The sequence below is a fragment of the Rhizobium sp. OAE497 genome (genome assembly GCF_040546565.1).
Taxonomy (GTDB): domain Bacteria; phylum Pseudomonadota; class Alphaproteobacteria; order Rhizobiales; family Rhizobiaceae; genus Rhizobium.
The window spans coordinates 725,001-747,110 of record NZ_JBEPOA010000002.1 but is presented as its reverse complement, the minus strand read 5'-3'; the positions used below and the strand labels follow the sequence as shown (position 1 = coordinate 747,110).

18 protein-coding genes, 1 tRNA gene and 2 rRNA genes are annotated in these 22,110 nt (G+C 61.2%); 4 read left to right on the top strand and 17 right to left on the bottom strand.

The window, feature by feature from the left end; all coding sequences use genetic code 11:
* Window positions 1-61 precede the first annotated feature (61 nt).
* On the top strand, window positions 62-625 hold the full coding sequence (locus ABIE40_RS23000) for a TetR/AcrR family transcriptional regulator (protein ID WP_199628351.1): 564 nt from the start codon (window positions 62-64) through the stop codon (window positions 623-625).
* Window positions 626-684: 59 nt separating this feature from the next.
* On the opposite strand, the gene ABIE40_RS22995 is transcribed toward ABIE40_RS23000, so the two are convergent.
* Genes ABIE40_RS22995 through ABIE40_RS22975 form a run of 5 tightly spaced genes read right to left on the bottom strand, consistent with a single transcriptional unit; the run spans window position 685 to window position 5,605 of the window.
* Window positions 685-1,449, bottom strand: coding sequence for an ABC transporter permease (locus tag ABIE40_RS22995; RefSeq protein ID WP_199628352.1), 765 nt, complete (start codon window positions 1,447-1,449; stop codon window positions 685-687).
* 3 nt (window positions 1,450-1,452) lie between these two features.
* A complete protein-coding gene (locus ABIE40_RS22990) occupies window positions 1,453-2,277 on the bottom strand; it encodes an ABC transporter permease (RefSeq protein WP_199628353.1) in 825 nt (274 codons plus the stop codon).
* Window positions 2,278-2,313: 36 nt separating this feature from the next.
* Window positions 2,314-3,390: an ABC transporter substrate-binding protein gene (locus ABIE40_RS22985; RefSeq protein WP_199628354.1), complete on the bottom strand. Its 1,077-nt coding sequence runs from the start codon at window positions 3,388-3,390 to the stop codon at window positions 2,314-2,316.
* An 18-nt stretch (window positions 3,391-3,408) separates the two neighbouring features.
* Complete coding sequence (locus tag ABIE40_RS22980; protein WP_199628355.1) at window positions 3,409-4,245, bottom strand: ABC transporter ATP-binding protein; 837 nt, start codon at window positions 4,243-4,245, stop codon at window positions 3,409-3,411.
* Between the two features lie 7 nt (window positions 4,246-4,252).
* Window positions 4,253-5,605, bottom strand: a complete 1,353-nt coding sequence (locus ABIE40_RS22975) for an LLM class flavin-dependent oxidoreductase (RefSeq protein WP_199628356.1) — start codon at window positions 5,603-5,605, stop codon at window positions 4,253-4,255.
* Between the two features lie 172 nt (window positions 5,606-5,777).
* On the opposite strand from ABIE40_RS22975, the gene ABIE40_RS22970 reads away from it, so the two are divergent.
* Genes ABIE40_RS22970 through ABIE40_RS22960 form a run of 3 tightly spaced genes read left to right on the top strand, consistent with a single transcriptional unit; the run spans window position 5,778 to window position 8,233 of the window.
* Window positions 5,778-6,623 (top strand): NADPH-dependent oxidoreductase, encoded by an 846-nt coding sequence (locus ABIE40_RS22970; RefSeq protein ID WP_199628357.1) that lies wholly within the window; start codon window positions 5,778-5,780, stop codon window positions 6,621-6,623.
* A gap of 44 nt (window positions 6,624-6,667) precedes the next feature.
* On the top strand, window positions 6,668-7,738 hold the full coding sequence (locus ABIE40_RS22965; RefSeq protein WP_199628358.1) for an LLM class flavin-dependent oxidoreductase: 1,071 nt from the start codon (window positions 6,668-6,670) through the stop codon (window positions 7,736-7,738).
* 3 nt (window positions 7,739-7,741) lie between these two features.
* Window positions 7,742-8,233, top strand: a complete 492-nt coding sequence (locus ABIE40_RS22960) for an Lrp/AsnC family transcriptional regulator (RefSeq protein ID WP_199628359.1) — start codon at window positions 7,742-7,744, stop codon at window positions 8,231-8,233.
* Window positions 8,234-8,342: 109 nt separating this feature from the next.
* On the opposite strand, the gene ABIE40_RS22955 is transcribed toward ABIE40_RS22960, so the two are convergent.
* From ABIE40_RS22955 to ABIE40_RS22900, 12 genes are all read right to left on the bottom strand, one after another.
* Window positions 8,343-8,939 (bottom strand): 2-hydroxychromene-2-carboxylate isomerase, encoded by a 597-nt coding sequence (locus ABIE40_RS22955; RefSeq protein WP_199628360.1) that lies wholly within the window; start codon window positions 8,937-8,939, stop codon window positions 8,343-8,345.
* 2 nt (window positions 8,940-8,941) lie between these two features.
* A complete protein-coding gene (locus tag ABIE40_RS22950) occupies window positions 8,942-10,015 on the bottom strand; it encodes an LLM class flavin-dependent oxidoreductase (RefSeq protein ID WP_199628361.1) in 1,074 nt (357 codons plus the stop codon).
* Between the two features lie 9 nt (window positions 10,016-10,024).
* Window positions 10,025-10,912 carry an ABC transporter substrate-binding protein gene (locus tag ABIE40_RS22945; RefSeq protein WP_502944822.1) on the bottom strand — a complete coding sequence of 296 codons (888 nt, stop codon included), beginning with the start codon at window positions 10,910-10,912 and terminating at the stop codon, window positions 10,025-10,027.
* A gap of 115 nt (window positions 10,913-11,027) precedes the next feature.
* The gene (locus tag ABIE40_RS22940; RefSeq protein ID WP_199628363.1) at window positions 11,028-11,972 is read right to left on the bottom strand and encodes an ABC transporter substrate-binding protein; all 945 of its coding nucleotides are present in this window, start codon (window positions 11,970-11,972) and stop codon (window positions 11,028-11,030) included.
* A gap of 89 nt (window positions 11,973-12,061) precedes the next feature.
* Window positions 12,062-13,840, bottom strand: a complete 1,779-nt coding sequence (locus ABIE40_RS22935) for an amino acid ABC transporter permease/ATP-binding protein (RefSeq protein WP_199628364.1) — start codon at window positions 13,838-13,840, stop codon at window positions 12,062-12,064.
* A gap of 19 nt (window positions 13,841-13,859) precedes the next feature.
* Window positions 13,860-14,405, bottom strand: a complete 546-nt coding sequence (locus ABIE40_RS22930; protein ID WP_199628365.1) for a GNAT family N-acetyltransferase — start codon at window positions 14,403-14,405, stop codon at window positions 13,860-13,862.
* A 7-nt stretch (window positions 14,406-14,412) separates the two neighbouring features.
* Window positions 14,413-15,612, bottom strand: a complete 1,200-nt coding sequence (locus ABIE40_RS22925) for a M20 aminoacylase family protein (RefSeq protein WP_199628366.1) — start codon at window positions 15,610-15,612, stop codon at window positions 14,413-14,415.
* Between the two features lie 17 nt (window positions 15,613-15,629).
* Window positions 15,630-16,979 (bottom strand): LLM class flavin-dependent oxidoreductase, encoded by a 1,350-nt coding sequence (locus ABIE40_RS22920; RefSeq protein WP_199628367.1) that lies wholly within the window; start codon window positions 16,977-16,979, stop codon window positions 15,630-15,632.
* A gap of 21 nt (window positions 16,980-17,000) precedes the next feature.
* Window positions 17,001-17,993, bottom strand: coding sequence for an MsnO8 family LLM class oxidoreductase (locus ABIE40_RS22915; RefSeq protein ID WP_199628368.1), 993 nt, complete (start codon window positions 17,991-17,993; stop codon window positions 17,001-17,003).
* Window positions 17,994-18,383: 390 nt separating this feature from the next.
* Window positions 18,384-18,460, bottom strand: a tRNA-Met gene (locus ABIE40_RS22910).
* Between the two features lie 289 nt (window positions 18,461-18,749).
* Window positions 18,750-18,864 (bottom strand): 5S ribosomal RNA (gene rrf, locus ABIE40_RS22905).
* A gap of 209 nt (window positions 18,865-19,073) precedes the next feature.
* Window positions 19,074-21,875 (bottom strand): 23S ribosomal RNA (locus tag ABIE40_RS22900).
* Window positions 21,876-22,110 lie beyond the last annotated feature (235 nt).

The window sequence follows — 22,110 nt, the reverse complement described above, 5'->3', positions numbered from 1 at the left end:
AGTTTTCCTTGGTCAACCCCCTTTTTTCGATTAACTGGGCGCGATCAGAAAGGCCGTGAAAATGGGTACGAATGCGCGTGAAGACATCATGGAGGCGGCCAAGAAGGCGGCTCAGGCCCATGGATACGGCGGCCTCAGCATGCGCGATCTGGCCGCCGAAGTCGGCATCAAGGCCGCCAGCCTCTATTATCATTTTCCAAGCAAGGCCGAACTCGCCACCGCAGTCGCCAAACGATATTGGGAAGATGCGGCTGCCGATCTCGAAAAGATCTGGGATGAAAATCCCGACCCGGCCGAGCGCCTGCGCTTTTTCCCGGTGACTTTCCGGCGAGCCCTCGAAAACGAAAACCGCATGTGTCTGTGCAGTTTCATGGGAGCCGAATACGATGACCTGCCGGACCAGGTGAAGGAAGAGGTGCAGGTATTCGCAGACGTCAACGTCGCCTGGCTGAAAAAGGCATTGCTCGCGTCGGGCGCCGTCGATGAAGAAACAGGTGAGGCGCGCGCCAAAGCCGTGTTTGCGGCAGTGGCGGGCGCACAGCTCATGGCGAGAAGCCGCGCCGATATCTCCCTTTACGACACGCTGATCGACAGCTACCGGGCCGCAGGCCTTCTGCCGGCCTGAATATGCGCGGGCCGCGGCCGACCGCAGCGATCAACGCCGCTTTCAAACTGGTATTTTCATCACTCACGCCACCGCAGCAGACGCCGTTCCGCAGCACCCGCCAGCCGATTGAACGCAAAGCCGACAATGCCGAGGATGATGACGCCGACCATGACGAGGGCCATGTCGAAGCGTTCGCGGCCGGCGATGACGAGGCCGCCGATGCCGGGGCCGACGGCCAGGAAATATTCGGCACCGACGGTTGCGAGCCAGGAATAGATCAGGCCGAGGTGGATGCCGGTCGCGATCGACGGCAGGGCGACCGGGAGGTAGATCCGGCTGATGCGCTGCCAGGAATTGAAGCGCAGCGCACGGCCAACCTCGACCAGTTCGCGCGGCGCATCCTTGATGCCGTCATGCGTGTTGAGCGCAATCGGGATGAAGGCGGCGAGTGCCACGAAGACGATCTTCGCCTGCTCGCCGAAGCCGAACCAGACGGAGATCAGCGGGATCCAGGCCAGCAACGAGATCTGCTTGATGCCATTGAAGGTCGGCATGATCAGCCGGTCGGCGATGTTGACGACGGCAAGAAGCGTGCCGAAGCCGATGCCGAGGACGTCGCCGATCAGGAAGCCGGCGATATTGCGCAGCAGGCTCGAGCCAAGCTGGCCCACCAGGCCGTTGTCGATGATCTCCTGCTTGGCCGTCAGGATGACGTCCTCGATCGGCGGCAGGAAGCGGATATCGACCAGACCGAAGCGGCTCGAGGCCTCCCATGCGATAAGAAGCAGAAGCGGCAGCGTCAAGCCCCGGCGGATGCGGACGAAGTTTGAAGTCTCTTCCATCTCTCAGTCCTCCGCCTGCCGCTTCCAGCGCCGGATTAGCACCTCGGATGCTTCCAGTCCGCGATCCATGGCAAAACCGATGATGCCGATGATGACCATGGCGATGATGACGGTATCGAGCCAGAACATCTGGCGGCCCCAGACGAGCAGGTATCCGAGCCCCTCCGAAGAGGCCAGGAGCTCGACGCCGACAAGCGACGTCCAGGCATGCGTCAGGCCGTAGCGGACACCGGTAAAGATCGAGGGCACGGCGCTTGGGAGGATGATCAGCCGCAGCGTCTGCCGGCGGCTGAAGCGCAATGCCCGCCCGACCTCAAGATATTTGGCCGGAACGCTGCGAATGCCCGAGAAGGTGTTCAGCGTTACCGGCACCAGAGCGCCCTTGGCGATGATGATGATCTTCAGCGTTTCCTCGATGCCGACAAGCAGCATCAGAAGCGGAATCCATCCGAGCGTCGGGATCTGTGCAAAAGCAAGGAAGACCGGCTTGACATAATCCTCGAAGCGCCGGGAAAGCCCCATGGCAATTCCAAGCACCATGCCGAGAGTGGCCCCTATCGCGAAGCCGAAGACGACGCGGCGCAGGCTGACGCCGGCATGGTAGAACAGTTCGCCGGTCGAGATCATGTCCCGCCCGGTCGCGACGACATAGGCGGGCGCCGGCAGGATCTGTTCCGGCAGCCAGCCGCGCGCCGAAGCGATCCACCAGAGGGCGATCAGACCGACCGGGAAGAGGAATGCCTCTCCCCGTCGGATCCGGCGAATGACCGGATGCTGCAACCAGTTGCGCCGCCGCGCCTGTTCTTCGAACTCTATATCGATTGCCATGCCAGGTCTTTCACTCAGGCTGTTCGGTCAGCAAGATCACGACGCGACAGGCTTGCCGTCGGCACCATAGGCCTGCCAGAAGTTCTTGAAGCCGAGACGCTCGATCGCGTTGTCGAGATATTTCGGTTCGAACCAGCCCTTGAGATCGACATCCCGGCGGATCAGGCCGAATTCCTTGCTCTTGGCCGCCTGCTCCGTGTACTGCGACACGAGGAGATCATCGATCAGCGGCGAATTGCGGTAGGCCAGCGTATCGCCCTTGAAGTACTCCTCAAGGATCGGGATTGCCGTGCCGGACTTGTGCCAGAGCTCGAAGAGCGCCGCGCGGTTCGGCTCGTCGGACGACCACTTTGCGGCCTTGACGAAGGCGTCGACGACCCGCTGGGTGATTTCGGGATGGGCATCGATGAAGGCCTCGCGGCCGATGATGCCGGCGTTTCGGCCGAAGCGCGGATCGTCGCCCTTGGTCGTGTAGATGACGTCGGCGGCACCCTTGGCGGCGAGATTGATCAGCTGCGTATCGCCGAAAGCGGCATCGATATCCTTGCTGGTCAAAGCTGCGACGGTGCCGGCGCTGTCGAGATTGACGACCTGGACGTCGCGTTCGGTCAGGCCATGCGCTTCCAGAATCTTGATCGCCGCCAGATGGCCGTTGGTGCCGCGCTGCAGGGCGATCTTGCGGCCCTTCAAATCCTCGATCGACTTGATGCCGGAATCCTTGGCGACGGCGAGATAGAGCGGCTTGCGTGCGCCGCTTGCCAGCAGGTACTTGGTCTTCAGACCGGTGGCGCGGCCGATCAGCGCCGGCAGGTCGCCCTGGTAGGCGAAGTCGAGCTGGTCGTTGGCGAAGCCCTCGTTGACGGCGGGACCGGCGCCCTTGAAGAAGGTCCACTCGATCTTGATGTTGGCATCATTGGCAAATTCCTTCTCCAGGAATTCGCCGGCCCGCGCGGTCGCGGCCGACGTGCCTTCCGAATAGGGCCGGTTGTCGATGCCGATGGCGGCATAGCCGACATGGATGACGAGCTGATCCTCGGCGCGTGCCGATGTTGCCGTCGCCGCAAGCAGAATGGCGAGGCCGGCGGCCAGGCGGGTAAAGGTGATGCGTTTCATGATTGTCTCCGTTGATGCTTATCGTGCAATGGCGATCGCCGGCCGCGGGCGATCCTGTTCGGGGGCGCGCAGCGGGCGCGGGGCCGCGGGAGCGGCGATTTCGCCGGTGGCATGCAGGCTGTTGAGAACGCGGTCGCGCACTGCGGCGATCTCAGGCGACGTGCGCCGGCGCGGGCGGTCGATCGCAACCGGAATGATCTCGCGCACCCGGCCGGGGCGTGGCGACATCACCACCACCCTGTCGCCGAGATAGACCGCCTCTTCGACATCGTGGGTGACGAGCACCATGGTGATGCCTTCCTTGGCCCAGATTTCCTGAAGCTCGTCCTGCAGGCGCGCCTTGGTGATCGCGTCGAGCGCGCCGAAGGGTTCGTCAAGCAGCAGCACGTTCGGACGGTTGACCAGTCCGCGCGCGATACCGGCGCGCTGCGCCATGCCGCCGGAAAGCTGATGCGGATAGACAGTGGCAAAGCCGCCAAGCCCGACGAGCTCGAGATGCTCGCGCACCAGCTCGGCCTTGCGGGCCTTCGGCAGCCTGGTGTTCAGGAGACCGAGGGCGACATTCTGCTCGACCGTCAGCCAGGGGAACAGCCGCGGCTCCTGGAAGACGATGCCGCGATCGAGGCTCGGCTCGTGCACCTCGGCGCCGCCGTGGCGGATGCGCCCGGCGGTGGTGACATCGAGACCGGCAAGCAGCCGCAGCAGCGTCGATTTTCCGCAGCCGCTGGCGCCGACGATGGTGACGAATTCGCCCTTCGCGACATCGACGCTGACATCGTCGAGGGCAGTCAGCGTATCGTTGCCGATCTTGAAGCGGCGGGTGATGTGGTCGGCCTGGAGATGGGCGATGCTCATGGTGATCCTACTCGGCGGCAAGAGGGGCGGATGCCGGATGCTGCGGTGTGCGCAGCCCCAGATTCTGGCGCAGCGTCGTGCCTTCATATTCGTTGCGGAACAGGCCGCGGCGGCGCAGCTCAGGCAGAACGAGATCGACGAAATCGCGAAGACCGACGGGCAGATGCGGGGGCATGATGTTGAAGCCATCGGCGGCTCCGCCCGTGAACCAGTGCTGCATCTCGTCGGCGATCTGCGCCGGCGTGCCGACGATCTGCCGGTGACCGCGCGCCCCGGCGATCCTCAGATAAAGCTGGCGGATCGTCAGGTTCTCACGATGGGCGAGATCGAGCAGCAGGCGCTGGCGGCTCTTGCTGGCGTTGGTCTCCGGCAGCGCCGGAACCGGCCCGTCGAGGGGATAGGCGGAGAGATCGACGCCGCCGGTCATGCCGCTCAGCAAAGCCAGGCCGACGACCGGATGGATCAGCTCCTGGATCTGTTCGAACTTCTCTTCCGCCTCGGCGATCGTAAGGCCGACGACGGGAAAGATGCCGGGCATGACCTTCAGATCATCGGCGTGACGGCCGTATTTGCGCAGGCGCCCCTTGAGATCGGTGTAGAAGGCGCGGGCATCCTCGAATGTCTGGTGGGCGGTAAAGACCACTTCGGCGGTGCGCGCCGCAAGTTCCTTGCCGGGCTCGGAAGAGCCAGCCTGAACGAGCACCGGATGTCCCTGGGGCGAACGGGCAACGTTCAGCGGCCCGCGAACCTTGAAGAACTTGCCCTTGTGATTGAGGACATGCTGCTTGTCGGGATCGAAATAGAGGCCGCTCTGCTTGTCGCGCGGGAAGGCGCCCTCTTCCCAGGTATCCCACAGCCCGGTCACGACATCGGCGAATTCCTCGGCGCGCTCGTAGCGCTCGCCATGGGCATAATGCTCGTCGCGGCCGAAATTGTGCGCTTCGTGCTCGCTGGACGAGGTGACGAGGTTCCATCCTGCCCGTCCGCCGCTGATATGGTCGAGCGAGGCGAATTTGCGGGCGATATGATAGGGCTCGTTATAGGATGTCGAGGCGGTGGCGACGAAGCCGATATTGCGGGTGACCGCCGCCAGCGCCGAGAGCAGCGTGATCGGCTCGAACTGCGCGACATAGCGCGTCGCGGTGCGGCTCAAGGCCTCGATATCGGTGCCCCGCGTGCCGACGCCATCGGCCATGAAGATCAGGTCGAACTTGCCGCGCTCGGCGAGCTGCGCCAGTTCCACGTAATGGGCGAAGTTGGAGCCGGCATCGGCCTGCGCATCCGGATGACGCCAGGCGGCGATGTGGTGTCCGGTCGGGTAGAGAAAGGCGCCGAGCCTGAGTTGCGATCGTTCAGCCATTTCGAGCTCCGTTCGAAGGAGCAGTCAGGCTAGGATTAAAAAAATAATATCTATAGAAATTATATTCTATTTCGAAGCCGCTGAAGGAACTTTTGTAATTGGAAAGGCTGCGCGCGAGCAGGCATGTTTTCGGCTCATCGGTGCGGCCCGCATCGCGCCCAAGGAGATATGAATGACGTTGTCAGCGCCCATCGCGCCACAGGAAGACAGACTGGCCGCGCTCGCAAAGAGCCGGTATCGCAGCAATAAGGCGCTGTCCGGACAATGGAACGAGGCGCTCGACGCAATCCTGTCTCACCGCAGCGTCCGCGACTATCTCCCGCAATCCGTGCCCGCGCATGTGATCGAACTTGCCGTCGCCGCGGCTCAATCGGCGCCGAGTTCATCGAACCTCCAGGCCTGGAGCGTGATCGCCGTCGAAGACAAGGAGATCAGGGATCGCCTGAATGCCGTTGCCGGCAATCAGCGACAGATTGCCGGGGCGCCGCTTCTTCTGGTCTGGCTCGCCGATCTCGCCCGCCCGCGTGACATCGCTGAGACGCGGGGCGGTACGGCCGAAGGTCTCGATTATATCGAGAGTTTCCTGCTCGGTGTCATCGATGCCGCGCTTGCTGCGCAGAATGCCGTCGTGGCGCTCGAATCCCTTGGCCTCGGCACCTGCTATATCGGCGCCATCCGCAATGATCCGGAAACCGTGGCGCGCGCGCTCGGTCTGCCCGAAGGCGTGTTCCCCGTCTTCGGCCTGACGGTGGGTTATCCCGATCCGGGCAGGCCCGCAGATGTAAAGCCGCGGCTCGGCCAGGCAGCAATCCTCCATCGCGATCGCTACGATCCCGGTGCACATCGGCCTGGCCTCGACGCCTACAACCGTGCGCTTGGAACCTTCCAGGCGGAGCAGGCAATGCCGCGGATCGACTGGACCGAGCAGGTCAGCAACCGCATCGGCACCGTCGCAGCCCTGAAAGGCCGTCACGTTCTGAAGGGCGTCATCCGAAAGCTCGGCTTCGCGCTCAAGTAAGCGCCCTGCCCTTTCATTCAGCAAATCGATCAGCAGGCACAGGCATGACCAACAGCTCCGAATTTCTCTGGTACATCCCGAACGACATCAAGGCCGGTCACCGCGGCGACAGCGCCACCATCGATCACAACAGCCTGGAAACGCTGACGGAGCATGCGCAGGCGCTCGAGGATCACGGCTGGAAGGGCGCGCTGATCGGCACCGGTTGGGGGCGGCCGGATACGTTCACGGTTGCCACGGCGCTGGCAGCGCGCACCAAGACTTTCGAGCCGCTGATCGCCATTCGGCCAGGCTATTGGCGCCCGGCGAACTTCGCTTCGGCGGCCGCAACACTCGACCACCTCAGCGGCGGCCGCGTCCGCGTCAATATCGTTTCCGGGCAGGACAATCTTGCTGCCTACGGCGACAGCGAGGGCGATCAGGCCCATCGCTATGCGCGCACGAAGGAATTCATGCGCCTCGTGCGCCGCCTCTGGACGGAAGAAAACGTCACCTCGGCGGGCGAGCATTTCCGGCTTGAGGGCTCGACCGTCCAGCCGCGCATCGCCGGGAATGGCAACCGCCGCCACCCCAAGCTCTATTTCGGCGGCGCCTCGGAGGCGGCCGAAAAGGTCGCCGCGACCGAGGCGGATGTGCAGCTCTTCTGGGGCGAACCGCTCGATGGCGTCAGGGAACGCATCGACAGGCTGAAGCGGCTGAGCCGCGATCTCGACCGCGATCTTGCACCGCTGGAGTTTGGCCTGAGGATCACCACGCTCGTGCGGGAGACGCGCGAGGAAGCCTGGGCGGATGCCGAAAAGAAGGTTGCCGCCATGGCGGCAAATCAGGGTGGCAGCTGGCAGGACCACCGTGGCTCTGTCGCCGTCGGCCAACGCCGCCTCCTGGAACTGCACGAGCGCGGCGATGTGCTCGACGACAACCTCTATACCGCTCCCGGAAAATTCGGCGGCGGCGGCGCGGGAACGACGTGGCTGGTCGGTTCGGCCGAAGATGTCGCCTCGTCGCTGCGCAAATACCGCGACCTCGGCATCACGCATTTCGTGCTCTCGGATACGCCCTACCTTGCCGAGATCAAACGGCAGGGAAACAAGCTGCTGCCGCTCCTGAGGGATTGAGAGATGGATCGGGTCGATCGCAAAATCCTGGCGCAGCTGCAGAGCGACGCCGACATCCCCGGGCCGGAGCTTGCCAAGTCAGTCGGCATTTCGAACACGCCTTGCTGGCGAAGGGTTCAGAAGCTGGAGGAAGAAAAGGTCATCCGCCGGCGGGTTGCCCTGCTCGACGCGGCGAAAATCAACGCCGCCGTCACCGTCTTCGTGTCCATCCGGGTCAAGGCGCATTCGCCGGAATGGCTGCGCCGGTTTTCCGAGGTGGTGACAAGCTTTGCCGAAGTGGTCGAGTTCTACCGCATGAGCGGCGACGTCGACTATCTGATGCGGGTCGTGGTGCCCGACGTCGCAGGCTATGACGCGTTCTACAGGCGGCTGGTGGCGAAGATCGAGATCGGCGACGTCAGCTCGCGCTTTGCCATGCAGGAGCTGAAGTTCACGACCGAACTTCCCTTATCCTATCTGCAGATCAACAACCCCAAGGCGGCACGCGCAAGCTAGCCGCGATTGGACGCGACATTGTGACGTTCGGCGGCCGCCACCGGCGCAATGACGGCCTTGCCTCGGGGTAAGGACGGAGCGAGACGCTGCGTGCCCTTTCACATGAGCGTCAGGGCCGGTCACCCTCGAAGTGCCGCTCAAGGAAGGGGAGATTGTCCTGACCCCAATAGGTTTCCCCGTCATAGATGAATGTCGGAAAACCAAAGACGCCGCTGTTGCGGGCACGTTCGCGGTCGCGGCTCCACTTCTTCTGAACGTCGTCGTCGCCCTGGCGCTTGAGAAGTGCCTCGCCGTCGAAACCGGCCCGGGTGACGACCTCGGCCCTCACCTCGGGTTTGCCGATATCACGTGCGTCCGCCCAATAGGCGGTCTGCAACGCGCGAGTGACACCCACCCAATCCTTGCCGTCGAGATAGGCTGCGATCACCAGAAAGGAGGCGGGCGTCGGATCACCGAGTTCCGGGCGCTTGTCGAGCCAGATTTCCTTGCCGCGCACCTTCGCCCAGCGTTTCAGGTCCCTCATCCAATAGGCCCGGCGGATTTCCGGCCGGTTGCGCGAGAAGATGCCGCCGTTTTCCTCGATCACGGTGGTCAGGAAAGGCTCTATCTCCACCTGGTGCCGCTTGGCGAGATCGGCGAAGGCGTCGAGGCCGATATAGGACCACGGAGAACCGATGGAGAAGAAATATTCGAGGGACTTTGTCATTGCTAATATCCTGATTTCAAAGATCTCACGTCACCGGCGCGCGGTGATATTGGCTGAAGCGCAGCGGGGCGCCAACCGAGTTCCGGACCGATCAGCGTCACGAAGTCGTGTAGAATCTGGCGGTAATCCTCGTCGATGAATTCATAGGGAAGCTCCAGACGGAATTCCTCGACATGGGGCAGGATCGGATCGGCGTATAGCGTCTCCAGGATTTCGTCAGCGGTTCCGACGAGGTCGCGAGCAAAGAGGGTGCGGCGCTCGCCCTGCGGCGTGAGCGTCCGTTCGTGACGGCCGGCGGCATAGGCAGCGTAGCGCTTGCGCGTTGCCAGGCTGGCACTGTCGAAGGGAACGATGACCCTTCCGAGCGCCACCCGGCGCCCTGCCCCACCGGAATTTCTGTAGCGCTCGAGCTGGCGTCCCTGGGCGACAAAGAACTCGTCTGTCTCCTCGCCCGTCGTCACGTTGCCGATCAGGAGATTGAAGCCGTTCTGTCCGGCCCAGGCTGCGGAGCGCAGGGACCCTCCTCCATACCAGATGCGGTCGATCAGGCCCTTGGCATGGGGATTGAGCCGCGGACGCTGCGGGCCGAAGGGCGTCTTGATCCGCGTCTCCTCGTCGCCGAGATAGTGTCCCTTCAGATTGTTGGCGAACCTGACAACGCGGGCATGCGAGAAGTCATGGCTCTCCCAGGCGCCATCAAAAGCGAGCGGCCCGATCAGATCGGCATGGAGCGGCCGTCCCGCGCTCAGCCCGACATTGAGCCGACCCCGGGAGAGCACGTCAACGGTCGAGAGATCCTCGGCCAACCGAAACGGGCTTTCGTAGCCGATCAGAATGACGGCCGTTCCGAGCTCTATCCTCTCGGTCCGCTGGGTGGCAGCCGCCAGAAAGGCGGTTGCCGAGGAAATACCCGGTTCCAGATGCCGCTGCCTGACCCAGGCGCTGTTGAAGCCAAGCTCCTCGCCATGTTTCAGGAGCAGAAGCGTCTCTTCGAGCCCGCGATGGGGATCGTGTTCGGGATAGTTTCCGGGCGTCAGGAACCCGACATGCTTGATCGCAATGGAATGACTGGTCATCTCTGGAACTCAAAATTTCGGCAGGCCAGGCGGATTCGTCTCCGAAGCTGGCAAGGCTTCCTCCGACAGATGCCAGTGATCGAGGATCTTGGCGTAGGTGCCGTCCTTGATCAGGCCGTTGGTGGCGATCGTCAGCGTGTCGGCAATGCCGCTGCCCTTGCGCGTCGTGATCGCGACGTCGGAGCGATCGGGCCAGCCGGCGCTCAGCGTTCCCACGCGCTTGATGTTCTTGTCGCGGGCGGCGATGAAGACGAGCTGCGCATGCGGCTGAACAATGACGTCGGCGCGACCGGATTGCAGCGCCAGCAGGCTCGCTGCCTCGTCGTCGAAATATTGAAGCTCGATCGGCTTCAAGCCGGCGGCAACGTCCTCATCACTCCATTTCAGCAGGATCCGCTCCTGGTTGGTCCCAGCACCGACGATGATGCGCAGACCCGCCGCATCCCTAGGTTCCTTGATGGAGGCGATCGCGCTGTCACCCTTCACGAAGAAGCCATGCAGGCCTTTGCGATAGGTCGAGAAGTCGAACTTCTGCTTGCGCTCCTCGGTGACGCCAACATTGGAGATGACAGCGTCGTACTTGCCCGAGACGAGACCGAGCGGCCAGTCGATCCAGGCGACCGGCACGATCTCCAGCTCCAGCCCGAGGCTTTCTGCAATCGCATTGGCATATTCGGGATCGGCGCCGACGACCGTCTTCGCGTCGGTGGCATAGGTTGCAAGCGGTGGTCCGCCCGGGCTGATCGCAACGGTAAACTTGCCCGGCGTGACGAAGGCAAAGCTCTTCGGGATCGAGGCGATCGCCGCTTCGTTCTTCACCGCATGGACACGAGCGGGTTGCTCGGGGCTCAGATCGAACTCGTCGCCGGCATGCGCCGTACCGGAGGCAGCCAGCATAATCGCGCTCAAAAGCAGCGCCGGGCGCCAGGAAGCAAAAGACATCATTTTAGATCTCCTGAAATGAACGGTGCGGACCGGCTCGCGTCCCTCGCGCCGGTCCGCACGGCCAGCCTTAGGAACCGCTCTTCGGCAGTCCCGGCGGGTTGGTCTTCGATTCCGCCGTCGCCTCAGACGTCAGGTTCCAGCGCTTCAGCACTTCGCCATACTTGCCGTTCTTGATGAGGTCGTTGAGAGCGAGGGTGACCGCGTCGGCAAGTCCGGCGCCCTTTCTGGTCGTGACTGCGATCTCGGCCGCAATCGGCCAGCCGCCGCTGACGGTGCCGACGAGCTTGGTCGAGCCCTTGATCGAGGCGCTGTAGGCAAGCGTGGCATTCGGATTGAATTCGACATCGGCACGGCCGGACTGGATTGCCAGATCGGCCGCGGCCCGGTCGTCGTAATACTGGACCTCGATCGGCTTCAGGCCGGCGGCGACATTCTCGCGGTCCCATTCGAGGATGATCTTTTCCTGATTTGTACCGGCGCCCGTGATGACCTTCAGCCCGGCGACGTCCTTCGGCTCCCTGATCGCGGTGATCTTGCTGTCGGCCTTCACATAGAAGCCGAGCACGTCATTGCGATAGGTGGAGAAATCGAACTTCTCCTTGCGCTCCTCCGTCACGGTGACGTTGGAAATGACCGCATCGTACTTACCGGAGGAGACACCGAGCGGCCAGTCTTCCCAGGCGACCGGAACGAGATCGAGCTCGAGGCCGAAAGAGTCGGCGAGTAGCTGCGCGATCTCGGGATCGGTACCGACGACGGTCTTCGCATCCGTTGCGTAGGTCGCGACCGGCGGGTCCCAGGGGTTGATGGCGACCGTGAACTTGCCCTTCTGGACGAACTTGAAGGACGGAGAGATTGCCTTGATCGCCGCTTCATCCTTCTCGGCGCGGATCCGGTTCGAGGTATCCGGGCTCAAGTTGAACTTCTCCGCAGCCTGCGCGGAGCCGATCCCAATGGTTGCCACCGCTACGGCGCTGGCGAGCAGCTGGATTGCGCTATTTCTGAATGTCATTGCCCTACTCCATTTCTTCTTTAAATTGTGGCTGCTGGCATGCGATCCGGACGCCCGTCGCGGCCGGAATTTCGTGTTCTGCGGAAAGCTCAGAGCACCTTGGCGAGAAACTCTCTGGTGCGGGAATGGTCGGCCCGGGTGAAGATCTTCGATGGCGGGCCGGACTCCAGGATCTTGCCGCCGTCCATGAAGACCACGGTATCGGCGATCTCGCGGGCAAAGCCGATCTCGTGGGTGACGACGACAAGCGTCGTCCCTGTCCGCGCGAGTTCCTTGATGACATCGAGCACTTCGCCGACGAGCTCGGGATCAAGCGCCGATGTCGGCTCGTCGAACAGGAGAACCTTGGGACGGAGTGCCAGCGCCCGGGCAATTGCTACGCGCTGCTGCTGGCCGCCGGAAAGCTGGCGGGGATAGGCATTGATCTTGTCGCCGAGCCCGACTCGCGCGAGCAGTTCCTGAGCCAGCTGGACCGCTTCCTCGCGTTTTGCGCCGCGCACCTGGATCGGCGCCTCGATCAGGTTTTCGAGCACGGTCAGATGCGGAAAGAGATTGAAGCTCTGGAACACCATGCCGATATCGGCGCGCCGCTTCAGGATTTCGTTCTCCTTGAGCTCATAGAGCAGATTGCCCTTCTGCTCGTAGCCGACGAGCTCGCCATCGACGGCAATGAAACCGGCATCGACGCGCTCCAGATGATTGATCGAGCGCAGCAGCGTCGACTTGCCGGAACCCGAGGGGCCGAGGATGGCGGTCACGCTGCCGGCAGGCAGATTGAGATCGATGCCATCGAGCACCTTCAGCGAGCCAAAGCTTTTCGAAATTCCCTGGATGCTGATGGCGCCACCGGCGCGCAGAACCGCGGCATCGGCAAATCCCCTATGGGCGACCGCGGTTTCAGGCGCAAACTCAACCGCGGCAGGCTGGCGGGCAAAGCGTGCGAAGACGGCCTGGAACGGCAAGGGCTTCGGATTGCGCAAGGCACCCTTCGAATAATGCCGCTCGATATAGTGCTGCGCGATCGACAGCACGGTCATGATGACGAGATACCAGGCGGTCGCGACCAACAGCAGCGGAATGACTTCCAGATTGCGGCGATAGATGACCTGCACGGTGTAGAAGAGCTCCGGCAGGGCCAGCACGTAGACCATCGAAGTCGCCTTCGCGAGACCGATCACCTCGTTGAACCCTGTCGGCAGGATCGAGCGCATCGCCTGCGGCAGGATGATGCGGAACGCCTGGCGGCGATGCGAGAGGCCGAGCGAGGCGGCCGCCTCAAGCTGCCCCTGGTCCACGGAGAGAATACCGCCGCGAACGATCTCGGCGAAGAAGGCCGACTGATTGAGCGTCAAACCAAGAAAGGCTGCCGCAAACGGCGTCAGAAGCTGCGTCGTCGGATAGCTCGCAAAGACCGTATCGGTGAAGGGGATGCCGATCGTTATCGTTTCATAGAGATAGCCGAGATTGTTGAGAACGAGCAGCAGCACGATGACCGGGATCGAACGGAGCAGCCAGATATAGCCCCAGGAGAGACCCGACAGCAGCGGTGAGCGGGAAACACGGGCAAGTGCCAGCGCGGTTCCGAGGATCGAGCCGGAGACGGTGGCGAGTGCTGTCAGAAGCAGGGTTCGGCCAAGGCCGGCCAGCACCGGCTCCGCGAAGAACCACTCGGCAAACACATTCCAGCCCCAGCGCGGGTTCGTGGACGTCGAATAGATGATGCTCGCAATGACCGCGGCGGCAAAGATCGTGCCCGCAAAGCGCGCCGGGTGGCGTGCCGGAACAATCTTGTAGCGCGTGAAATCGGAGGTCTCCACCGCTCTGTGCTCGTGTTTTGCGATAGCCGCAAATTCGCTGGTCAGCGCCATGTCCCTGTTCCTTCCCAAATCAAAGATTGGCGACCGCTCGAAGCGGCGTTGCGTCGATATCTGCCGCTGGCGCGATAGCAGCGGCCGCGATCGTCTTTTCGAACGGCAGCGTCTTGTAGAATTCAGGATCGACATTGATGTCGAAGAGCGCGGTGTATCCGTTACTCAGATAGAGGCCGACGGCCTCCGGCTGCCTGAACCCCGTCGTCAGATAGACGCGCTGATAGCCCTGGCGGGCCGCCTGCGCCTCAAGCTCGACGAGAACCTTTCGCGCCAGTCCCTGACGTCGCAGGTCGGAGCGGGTCCAGATGCGCTTGAACTCGGCGGTCCGCTCGTCATAGCGCTTGAAGGCACCACCGCCGATCGTCACGCCATCGCGGATCAACAAAACGAAGTTGCCGTCCGGCGCGGCGAAGGCTTCGGGGGGATAGCGGTTGAGCTCGGCTGCCGCGCCCTTCTCATCGAAATAGCTGCCGTAGCGGCTGTCATATTCATGAATGAGTTCGTCGATCAGCGGCTTTGCCTGCGGATCAAGCGGTGATGTGTAGAGGAACGTATCGCTCATGTCGTCGTTACCCGTTGTCTTCAGAGAGAAAGGTTTCGGCGAGCTGCACCCAGTAGCGGGCCGCAGGCGCTATGATGGCGTCATTGAAATCGTAGTGAGCGCTGTGCAGCGGCGCGCTGTCGCCGTTGCCGACGAAGAGATAGCTTCCCGGCGTCTCCTGCAGCATGAAGGCGAAGTCTTCACTTGCCGTCCGCGGACGGAAATCATCTTCGGTGACGCTGCGATCGAATGCCCTGATCGCTACACTTTTCGCAAATGCCGTTTCGTCGGCATGGTTGATCAGTGCCGGGAAACCGCGCCGGTAGTCGACCTCGGCCACCGCGCCGAAGCTTTCGGCCTGTGCACGGGCCAACGCCGGAATGCGGGTCTCAAGCCTTTCGCGAACGCTCTCGCTATAGGCACGCATGGTGAGCTTCAGCTCGACGCTTTCGGGGATGACATTCGAGGCGGAGCCGCCGTGGATCGAGCCCACGGTGACAACGGCCATCTCCTGCGGGTCGACATTGCGGGAAACGACGCTCTGCAGCGCGGTGATGAATGAGGCGGATGCCAGCACCGGATCGACGCCGCGATGCGGCTCGGCACCATGGCCGCCCTTGCCGACGATCCTGATCACCGCCTGGTCGACCGAGGCCATGGCCGCATTCGCGACGAAGCCGAAATGCCCGGAGGGCACACCGGGCCAATTGTGGAGCCCGAAGACTGCGTCGACAGGAAAGCGATCGAACAGCCCCTCCGCAATCATCTTGCGCGCGCCGGCGCCGATCTCCTCGGCCGGCTGGAAGATCAGCCGAAGCGTTCCATCGAAACGTCCGCTCTCGGCGAGATAGCGCGCCGCTGCAAGCAGGATGGTCGTGTGCCCGTCATGTCCGCAGGCATGCATCACGCCGGGGTTGCTGCTGGAATAGGCAATGCCCGTCGCCTCCTCGATCGGCAGCGCATCCATGTCGGCGCGAATGGCGACTTTCTTGTTGCCGTTTCCCTTCGTCAAGGTCGCGACGATGCCGGTCCCGGCAATGCCATGCTCGACCTCATAGCCCCACGAGGCAAGACGCGAGGCGATGAGCTTGCTGGTGCGATGCTCGCGAAACGCAAGCTCCGGATATTGGTGAAGATCGTGGCGCAGAGCGACGAATTCGTCGAGGAATGAGGCAATCCCCTGCTCGACGCGGTCATGGCCTGGGGGTGTTTGAACTCTTACGTTCATCGGGTATCCCCCAGCGCTCAGGCGCTGGCGGCCTTTCGCTGGTCGGAATCGTCGGAGCGTTCGGCGTAGCGGCTGGTGCGGAAGGGCAGCCCCAGATGATCGCGAAGCGTTTCGCCTTTGAGCTTGGGATCGAAATAGCCGCGACGCTGCAGGATGGGCAGAACGTGATGTGCGAAGTCGTCGAAGCCTTCGGCAATCACCGGGAAACCGAGAATGAAGCCGTCGGCGGCTTCACCATCGATCCAGCGGATGATCTCGTCAGCGATATGATCGGCCGTGCCGATAAACGCTGTGCGCGGCGTGGCTGCATCGAGTGCAACCTCGCGCAAGGTCAGCCCCTTCTCGCGCGCCGTCTTCTTGATCCGGTCGGTCGTGGCGCGGAAATTGTTGCGGCCGATATCGCCGAGCTCGGGAAATTGCTCATCTAGCGGATAGATGCTGAAATCATGGTGATCGAAGAACCGGCCGAGATAGCGCAAGGCCTCCTCGATGGTAACGAGGCCGCGGATCTCTTGATACTTGGCTTCCGCCTCCTGCCCCGTCGCACCCACGATCGGGCCGATGCCTGGATAGACGCCGATCTCTCTGGCGCTGCGCCCCTGGGCGACCGCGCTCTGCTTCAGTTGCTTGTAGAAGGTCTTCGCATCCTCGATCGGACCGCCATTGGTGAAGACGGCATCGGCATGCTTGCCGGCGAGCTTGATGCCGGAATCCGACGCGCCCGCCTGGAAGACGACCGGCTGGCCCTGTTTCGAACGGCGGATATTGAGCGGCCCTTCGATCCGGAAGAACCGCCCCTTGTGATCGAGCCGGTGCATCTTGTCGAAGTCGGCATATCGCCCGCTGTCGCGATCGCGGATGAAGGCGTCGTCATCCCAGGAATCCCAAAGGCCCTTGGCCGCGTCGATATATTCCTCAGCGATCTCGTATCGCAGCTCATGTTCGGGATGTTCGCGCCCGTAGTTGCGCCCGGATCCCTCCAGAGGCGAGGTGACGGCGTTCCAGCCGGCGCGGCCGCCGCTGATCAAGTCGAGCGACGCGAACTGCCGGGCGATGGTGAAGGGGTCGCTGTAGGAAGTCGATACCGTGCCCACCAGACCGATCTTCGATGTCGAGGCGGCCAGCGCCGAGAGGATCGTCAGCGGCTCGAAGCGGTTGAGAAAATGGGGAATCGATTGCTCGTTGATGTAGAGGCCGTCGGCAACGAACGCGAAAGCAATGCCGACATCCTCGGCCTTGCGGGCGGTATCGACGTAGAACTGAAGGTTGGTCGAGGCGTCCGCCGGACCGCTCGGATGCTTCCAGGCGTTCATGTGGCCGCCCGGGCCCTGCAGCATGATGCCGAAAGTGACGTGTTTCTGAGCCATGATCTGTCTCCGGAGTGGGAATTAGGCAGCGAGTGAAAGGCGTTCTTTTGCCAGCAGCTCGATGGAGGCGAGGCGCTCCCCAGGCGTCAGGGCCGGCGTGTCGAGCACGAATTCCTGGACGCCGTAGCGCGCGTGAAGATCGTCGAGCGCATCCCGCACCTGACGCGCGGTGCCATGGAGAACACTCGGGATCTTTTCCTCGGTGCGATAGTCCGCAACACCGGCTTGCCGGGCATATTCGGCCGCCTGCTCTTCATTGCCGACATTCACCGTCTGGCCGTTCGGCAGGAACACCTTGACGATGCGCAGATCGCCGACGCGGGCTCTCGCCTGCTCTGCGCTTTCGGCGGCGAAAGCCGCCAGCGCCAGGATCGGAACATCGCCGCCGGTCGCCTGCGCGTAGGCATCGAAGGTCTTGCGAAGATTTTCGGGATCGCCGTTCAGGTGTCCGGCAAAGACCAACCGCCACCCCTTCTCCGCGGCAAGCAGAGCGCTGTCGACGCTGGCGCCGAGCAGAAAGCGCTCGGGCTTGACCGGCGGGATAGGCGTTGCCACCGCCTGGTCGTCGCGCGCATCGAACGAAAGGTAGGCATTCAGCTCGGAGAGCTGTTCGGCAAAGCCCGGCTTCAACGCAGGATCGACCGCGACCTGCAAGGCGCGCGTCGAATAGGGAAAGCCGCCCGGCGCCTTGCCGACGCCAAGATCGACCCTGCCCGGCGCGAGCGACGACAGGACGTTGAAAGTCTCGGCGACCTTGTAGGCGCTATAGTGCTGCAGCATTACTCCGCCCGAGCCGATACGGATCGAGCGCGTGCGCGCCAGGAGATAGGAGATCAGCACCTCTGGTGCGGAACTTGCGAGGTTAGTCATGCTATGATGTTCAGCGACCCAGAAGCGGTGGTAACCGAGCTCCTCCGCCGCAATGGCGAGCTTCACGGCCGCCGCAAGCGCTTCCGTCGCCGTCACGCCCGCTTCGATCGGGGCCTTGTCCAGCAAGCTGAGAAGATAGGTCATCACGGTGCCTCGCCATATTTCTATATTGCCTATAAAATCAGTAGACAAATAGCGCGGTAAGGAACCGCTTTCTCTTTGGAGTTGAACGAGGGGAAAAAACCACCGTGCTGCGGGGGTGGGATGACGATACCGTTCAGCAGGACGAACCGCTGCCTGCGAATGTCAGGTCTCGACCGGTCATCGAGATGTGGGCGGCATGGATCGACCGAAGTGTGATCCGGTCATGCGCGAACCTCTGCTCGACACATGAGCGGACGGCGATGTCGTTTTTGACGAAGCCATTGACGGATCAGTTGAGCCGTGCGTTTCGGGAGGAGTGAGGTTGCGGTTTATCTAGCCCAGAAACGCAACAACGCGCGATCGCGGGCTGTGATGTGTGTCGGGGAGATTTGGTTGCGGGGGCAGGATTTGAACCTGCGGCCTTCAGGTTATGAGCCTGACGAGCTACCGGGCTGCTCCACCCCGCGCCAGCGCAAAACCCTTTGGGTTTTGTCGCGATAGCGTAAAACGCCTTTGGCGATTTACGCTTACTGCCGGAGCAACTCCAAAGGAGTTGTCTCCTGTAAGGGACGCACCATTATAGATCCGGTGCATCGCTATTTCAGTCTGCATATAGGGCTCGAAAGCAAAAAGGCCGCTTTGCGAGCGGCCCTTTGATCGGCCAGGGGCCGTAGAATGTGATGAGAAGATTTTTTGTTTCGCATGCAGCTTTCCGAAGCTTTTCAGCTTCGGGCGCATGCGTGTTGCGTTTAGCAGACCTGGCAGCGACCGACTCTCCCGCGTCTTAAGACGAAGTACCATAGGCGCTGGGGCGTTTCACGGCCGTGTTCGGAATGGGAACGGGTGCAGCCACCCCGCCATGACCACCAGGTCAGCGAAGCGCAACAATTGAGAAGCTGGCGCAGCCGCTAGGCTGCATTTTTTGAACACGTCTTTGATCTTGCTCTACACTCCCGGCCGAAGGCCGCAAGCGCAAGGCGCGTCGCCAACAGTTTGGCGCGCCGTCCGCAGCGCCATTGGCGCGTGAGGACAAAAGGTCAGGCATCATCGAACGAAGTTCGATGAGCACAAGCAATGAGAACGATCAAGCCAATCGAGCTATTAGTACCGGTAAGCTTCATGCGTTGCCGCACTTCCACACCCGGCCTATCAACGTGGTCGTCTTCCACGGCTCTGATAGGGAACACTCGTTTTCAGGTGGGTTTCCCGCTTAGATGCCTTCAGCGGTTATCCCGTCCATATATAGCTACCCTGCTATGCCCTTGGCAGGACAACAGGTCCACCAGAGATATGTCCATCCCGGTCCTCTCGTACTAGGGACAGATCCTGTCAATATTCCTACACCCACGGCAGATAGGGACCGAACTGTCTCACGACGTTCTGAACCCAGCTCACGTACCGCTTTAATTGGCGAACAGCCAAACCCTTGGGACCTGCTCCAGCCCCAGGATGCGATGAGCCGACATCGAGGTGCCAAACAACCCCGTCGATATGGACTCTTGGGGGTCATCAGCCTGTTATCCCCGGCGTACCTTTTATCCGTTGAGCGATGGCCCTTCCACGCGGGACCACCGGATCACTATGACCGACTTTCGTCTCTGCTCGACTTGTCAGTCTCGCAGTCAGGCGGGCTTATGCCATTGCACTCGACGACCGATTTCCGACCGGTCTGAGCCCACCATCGCGCGCCTCCGTTACTCTTTCGGAGGCGACCGCCCCAGTCAAACTACCCACCATACACTGTCCCGGATCCGGATAACGGACCGCGGTTAGACATCCATGACGATAAGGGTGGTATTTCAAGGATGGCTCCACGGAAACTGGCGTCCCCGCTTCAAAGCCTACCACCTATCCTACACATGCCGACACGAATGCCAGTGTAAAGCTATAGTAAAGGTGCACGGGGTCTTTCCGTCTGACCGCAGGAACCCCGCATCTTCACGGGGAATTCAATTTCACTGAGTCTATGTTGGAGACAGCGGGGAAGTCGTTACGCCATTCGTGCAGGTCGGAACTTACCCGACAAGGAATTTCGCTACCTTAGGACCGTTATAGTTACGGCCGCCGTTTACTGGGGCTTCGATTCAAAGCTTGCACCTCTCCTCTTAACCTTCCAGCACCGGGCAGGCGTCAGACCCTATACGTCGTCTTGCGACTTCGCAGAGCCCTGTGTTTTTGATAAACAGTCGCTACCCCCTGGTCTGTGCCACCCCATCTCACTTGCGTAAAATGGGGTCACGCTTCTTCCGAAGTTACGCGTGCAATTTGCCGAGTTCCTTCAACATAGTTCTCTCAAGCGCCTTGGTATACTCTACCTGACCACCTGTGTCGGTTTCGGGTACGGTCTATACGGTGGAGCTATTTCCTGGAACCGCTTCCCTGCCCACTCAATCCAATAAGAATGAACAAGTTACGCAATCCGTCACTACCACCAGGCCCACGAATATTAACGTGGTTCCCATCGACTACGCGTGTCCGCCTCGTCTTAGGGGCCGGCTAACCCTGCTCAGATTAACTTTAAGCAGGAACCCTTGGTCTTTCGGCGAGAGGGTCTCTCACCCTCTTTATCGTTACTCATGTCAACATTCGCACTTCCGATACCTCCAGGATGTCTCACGACTGTCCCTTCACAGGCTTACGGAACGCTCCGCTACCACTTGCATTGCTGCAAATCCTCAGCTTCGGTGCATGGCTTCAGCCCCGTTACATTTTCGGCGCAAAGACCCTTATTTAGACCAGTGAGCTGTTACGCTTTCTTTAAATGATGGCTGCTTCTAAGCCAACATCCTGGTTGTTTTGGGATCCTCACATCCTTTCCCACTTAGCCATGACTTGGGGACCTTAGCTGGAGGTTAGGGTTGTTGCCCTTTTCACGACGGACGTTAGCACCCGCCGTGTGTCTGCCGAGTAGTACTCCCGGGTATTCGGAGTTTGGTTAGGATCAGTAAGACGGTGAGTCCCCATAGCCCATCCAGTGCTCTACCCCCCGGGGTATTCGCTCGACGCTCTACCTAAATAGATTTCGCGGAGAACCAGCTATTTCCGAGTTTGATTGGCCTTTCACCCCTAGCCACAAGTCATCCCAATCTATTGCAACAGATGCGGGTTCGGTCCTCCAGTTGGTGTTACCCAACCTTCAACCTGCTCATGGCTAGATCACTCGGTTTCGGGTCTAATGCAACAAACTAAATCGCCCTATTCAGACTCGCTTTCGCTTCGCCTACACCTACCGGCTTAAGCTTGCTTGTTACACTAAGTCGTTGACCCATTATACAAAAGGTACGCCGTCACCCTTGCGGGCTCCGACTGTTTGTAGGCATCCGGTTTCAGGTTCTATTTCACTCCCCTTGTCGGGGTGCTTTTCACCTTTCCCTCACGGTACTTGTTCGCTATCGGTCATGCACGAGTACTTAGGCTTGGAGAGTGGTCTCCCCATGTTCAGACAGGGTTTCACGTGCCCCGCCCTACTCTAGGACAATCATGGTATCTACGCGTACGGGGCTGTCACCCACTACGGCCAAGCTTTCCAGCTTGTTCCACTTTAACCACAATTGCCACTGGCCTGGTCCGCGTTCGCTCGCCACTACTTGCGGAGTCTCGGTTGATGTCCTTTCCTGCAGGTACTTAGATGTTTCAGTTCCCTGCGTTCGCTTCTTACACCCTATGTATTCAGGTGTAGATACCTTATCACAATGCTTGGAAACCACTCGGGTTGCCTAAACAACCAGAATGATTTTCCAAGCATTTAAGGTGGGTTGCCCCATTCGGAGATCCATGGATCAAAGCTTATTCGCAGCTCCCCACGGCTTTTCGCAGCGTATCACGTCCTTCATCGCCTGTGCATGCCAAGGCATCCACCAAATGCCCTTACGACACTTAATCGTTCTCATTGCCAATGCTCATCCTTAGTTGGATTTGGAATTCCTATCCTTCTCGCTTGCGCTCGAAGGGGTTCCAAATCTGACCATACGGACAATCTTGCGATTGCCGCACGCTCAGCTCCAACAATCTGGTTACCTTTTACAACCAGACCATTCAGATGCCATCGACGTGTTCGACCGGATTGCTTTATTGGAGCTACGCCGAGCAGCTCGCTTGCATCCGGTCTTAAGACCAG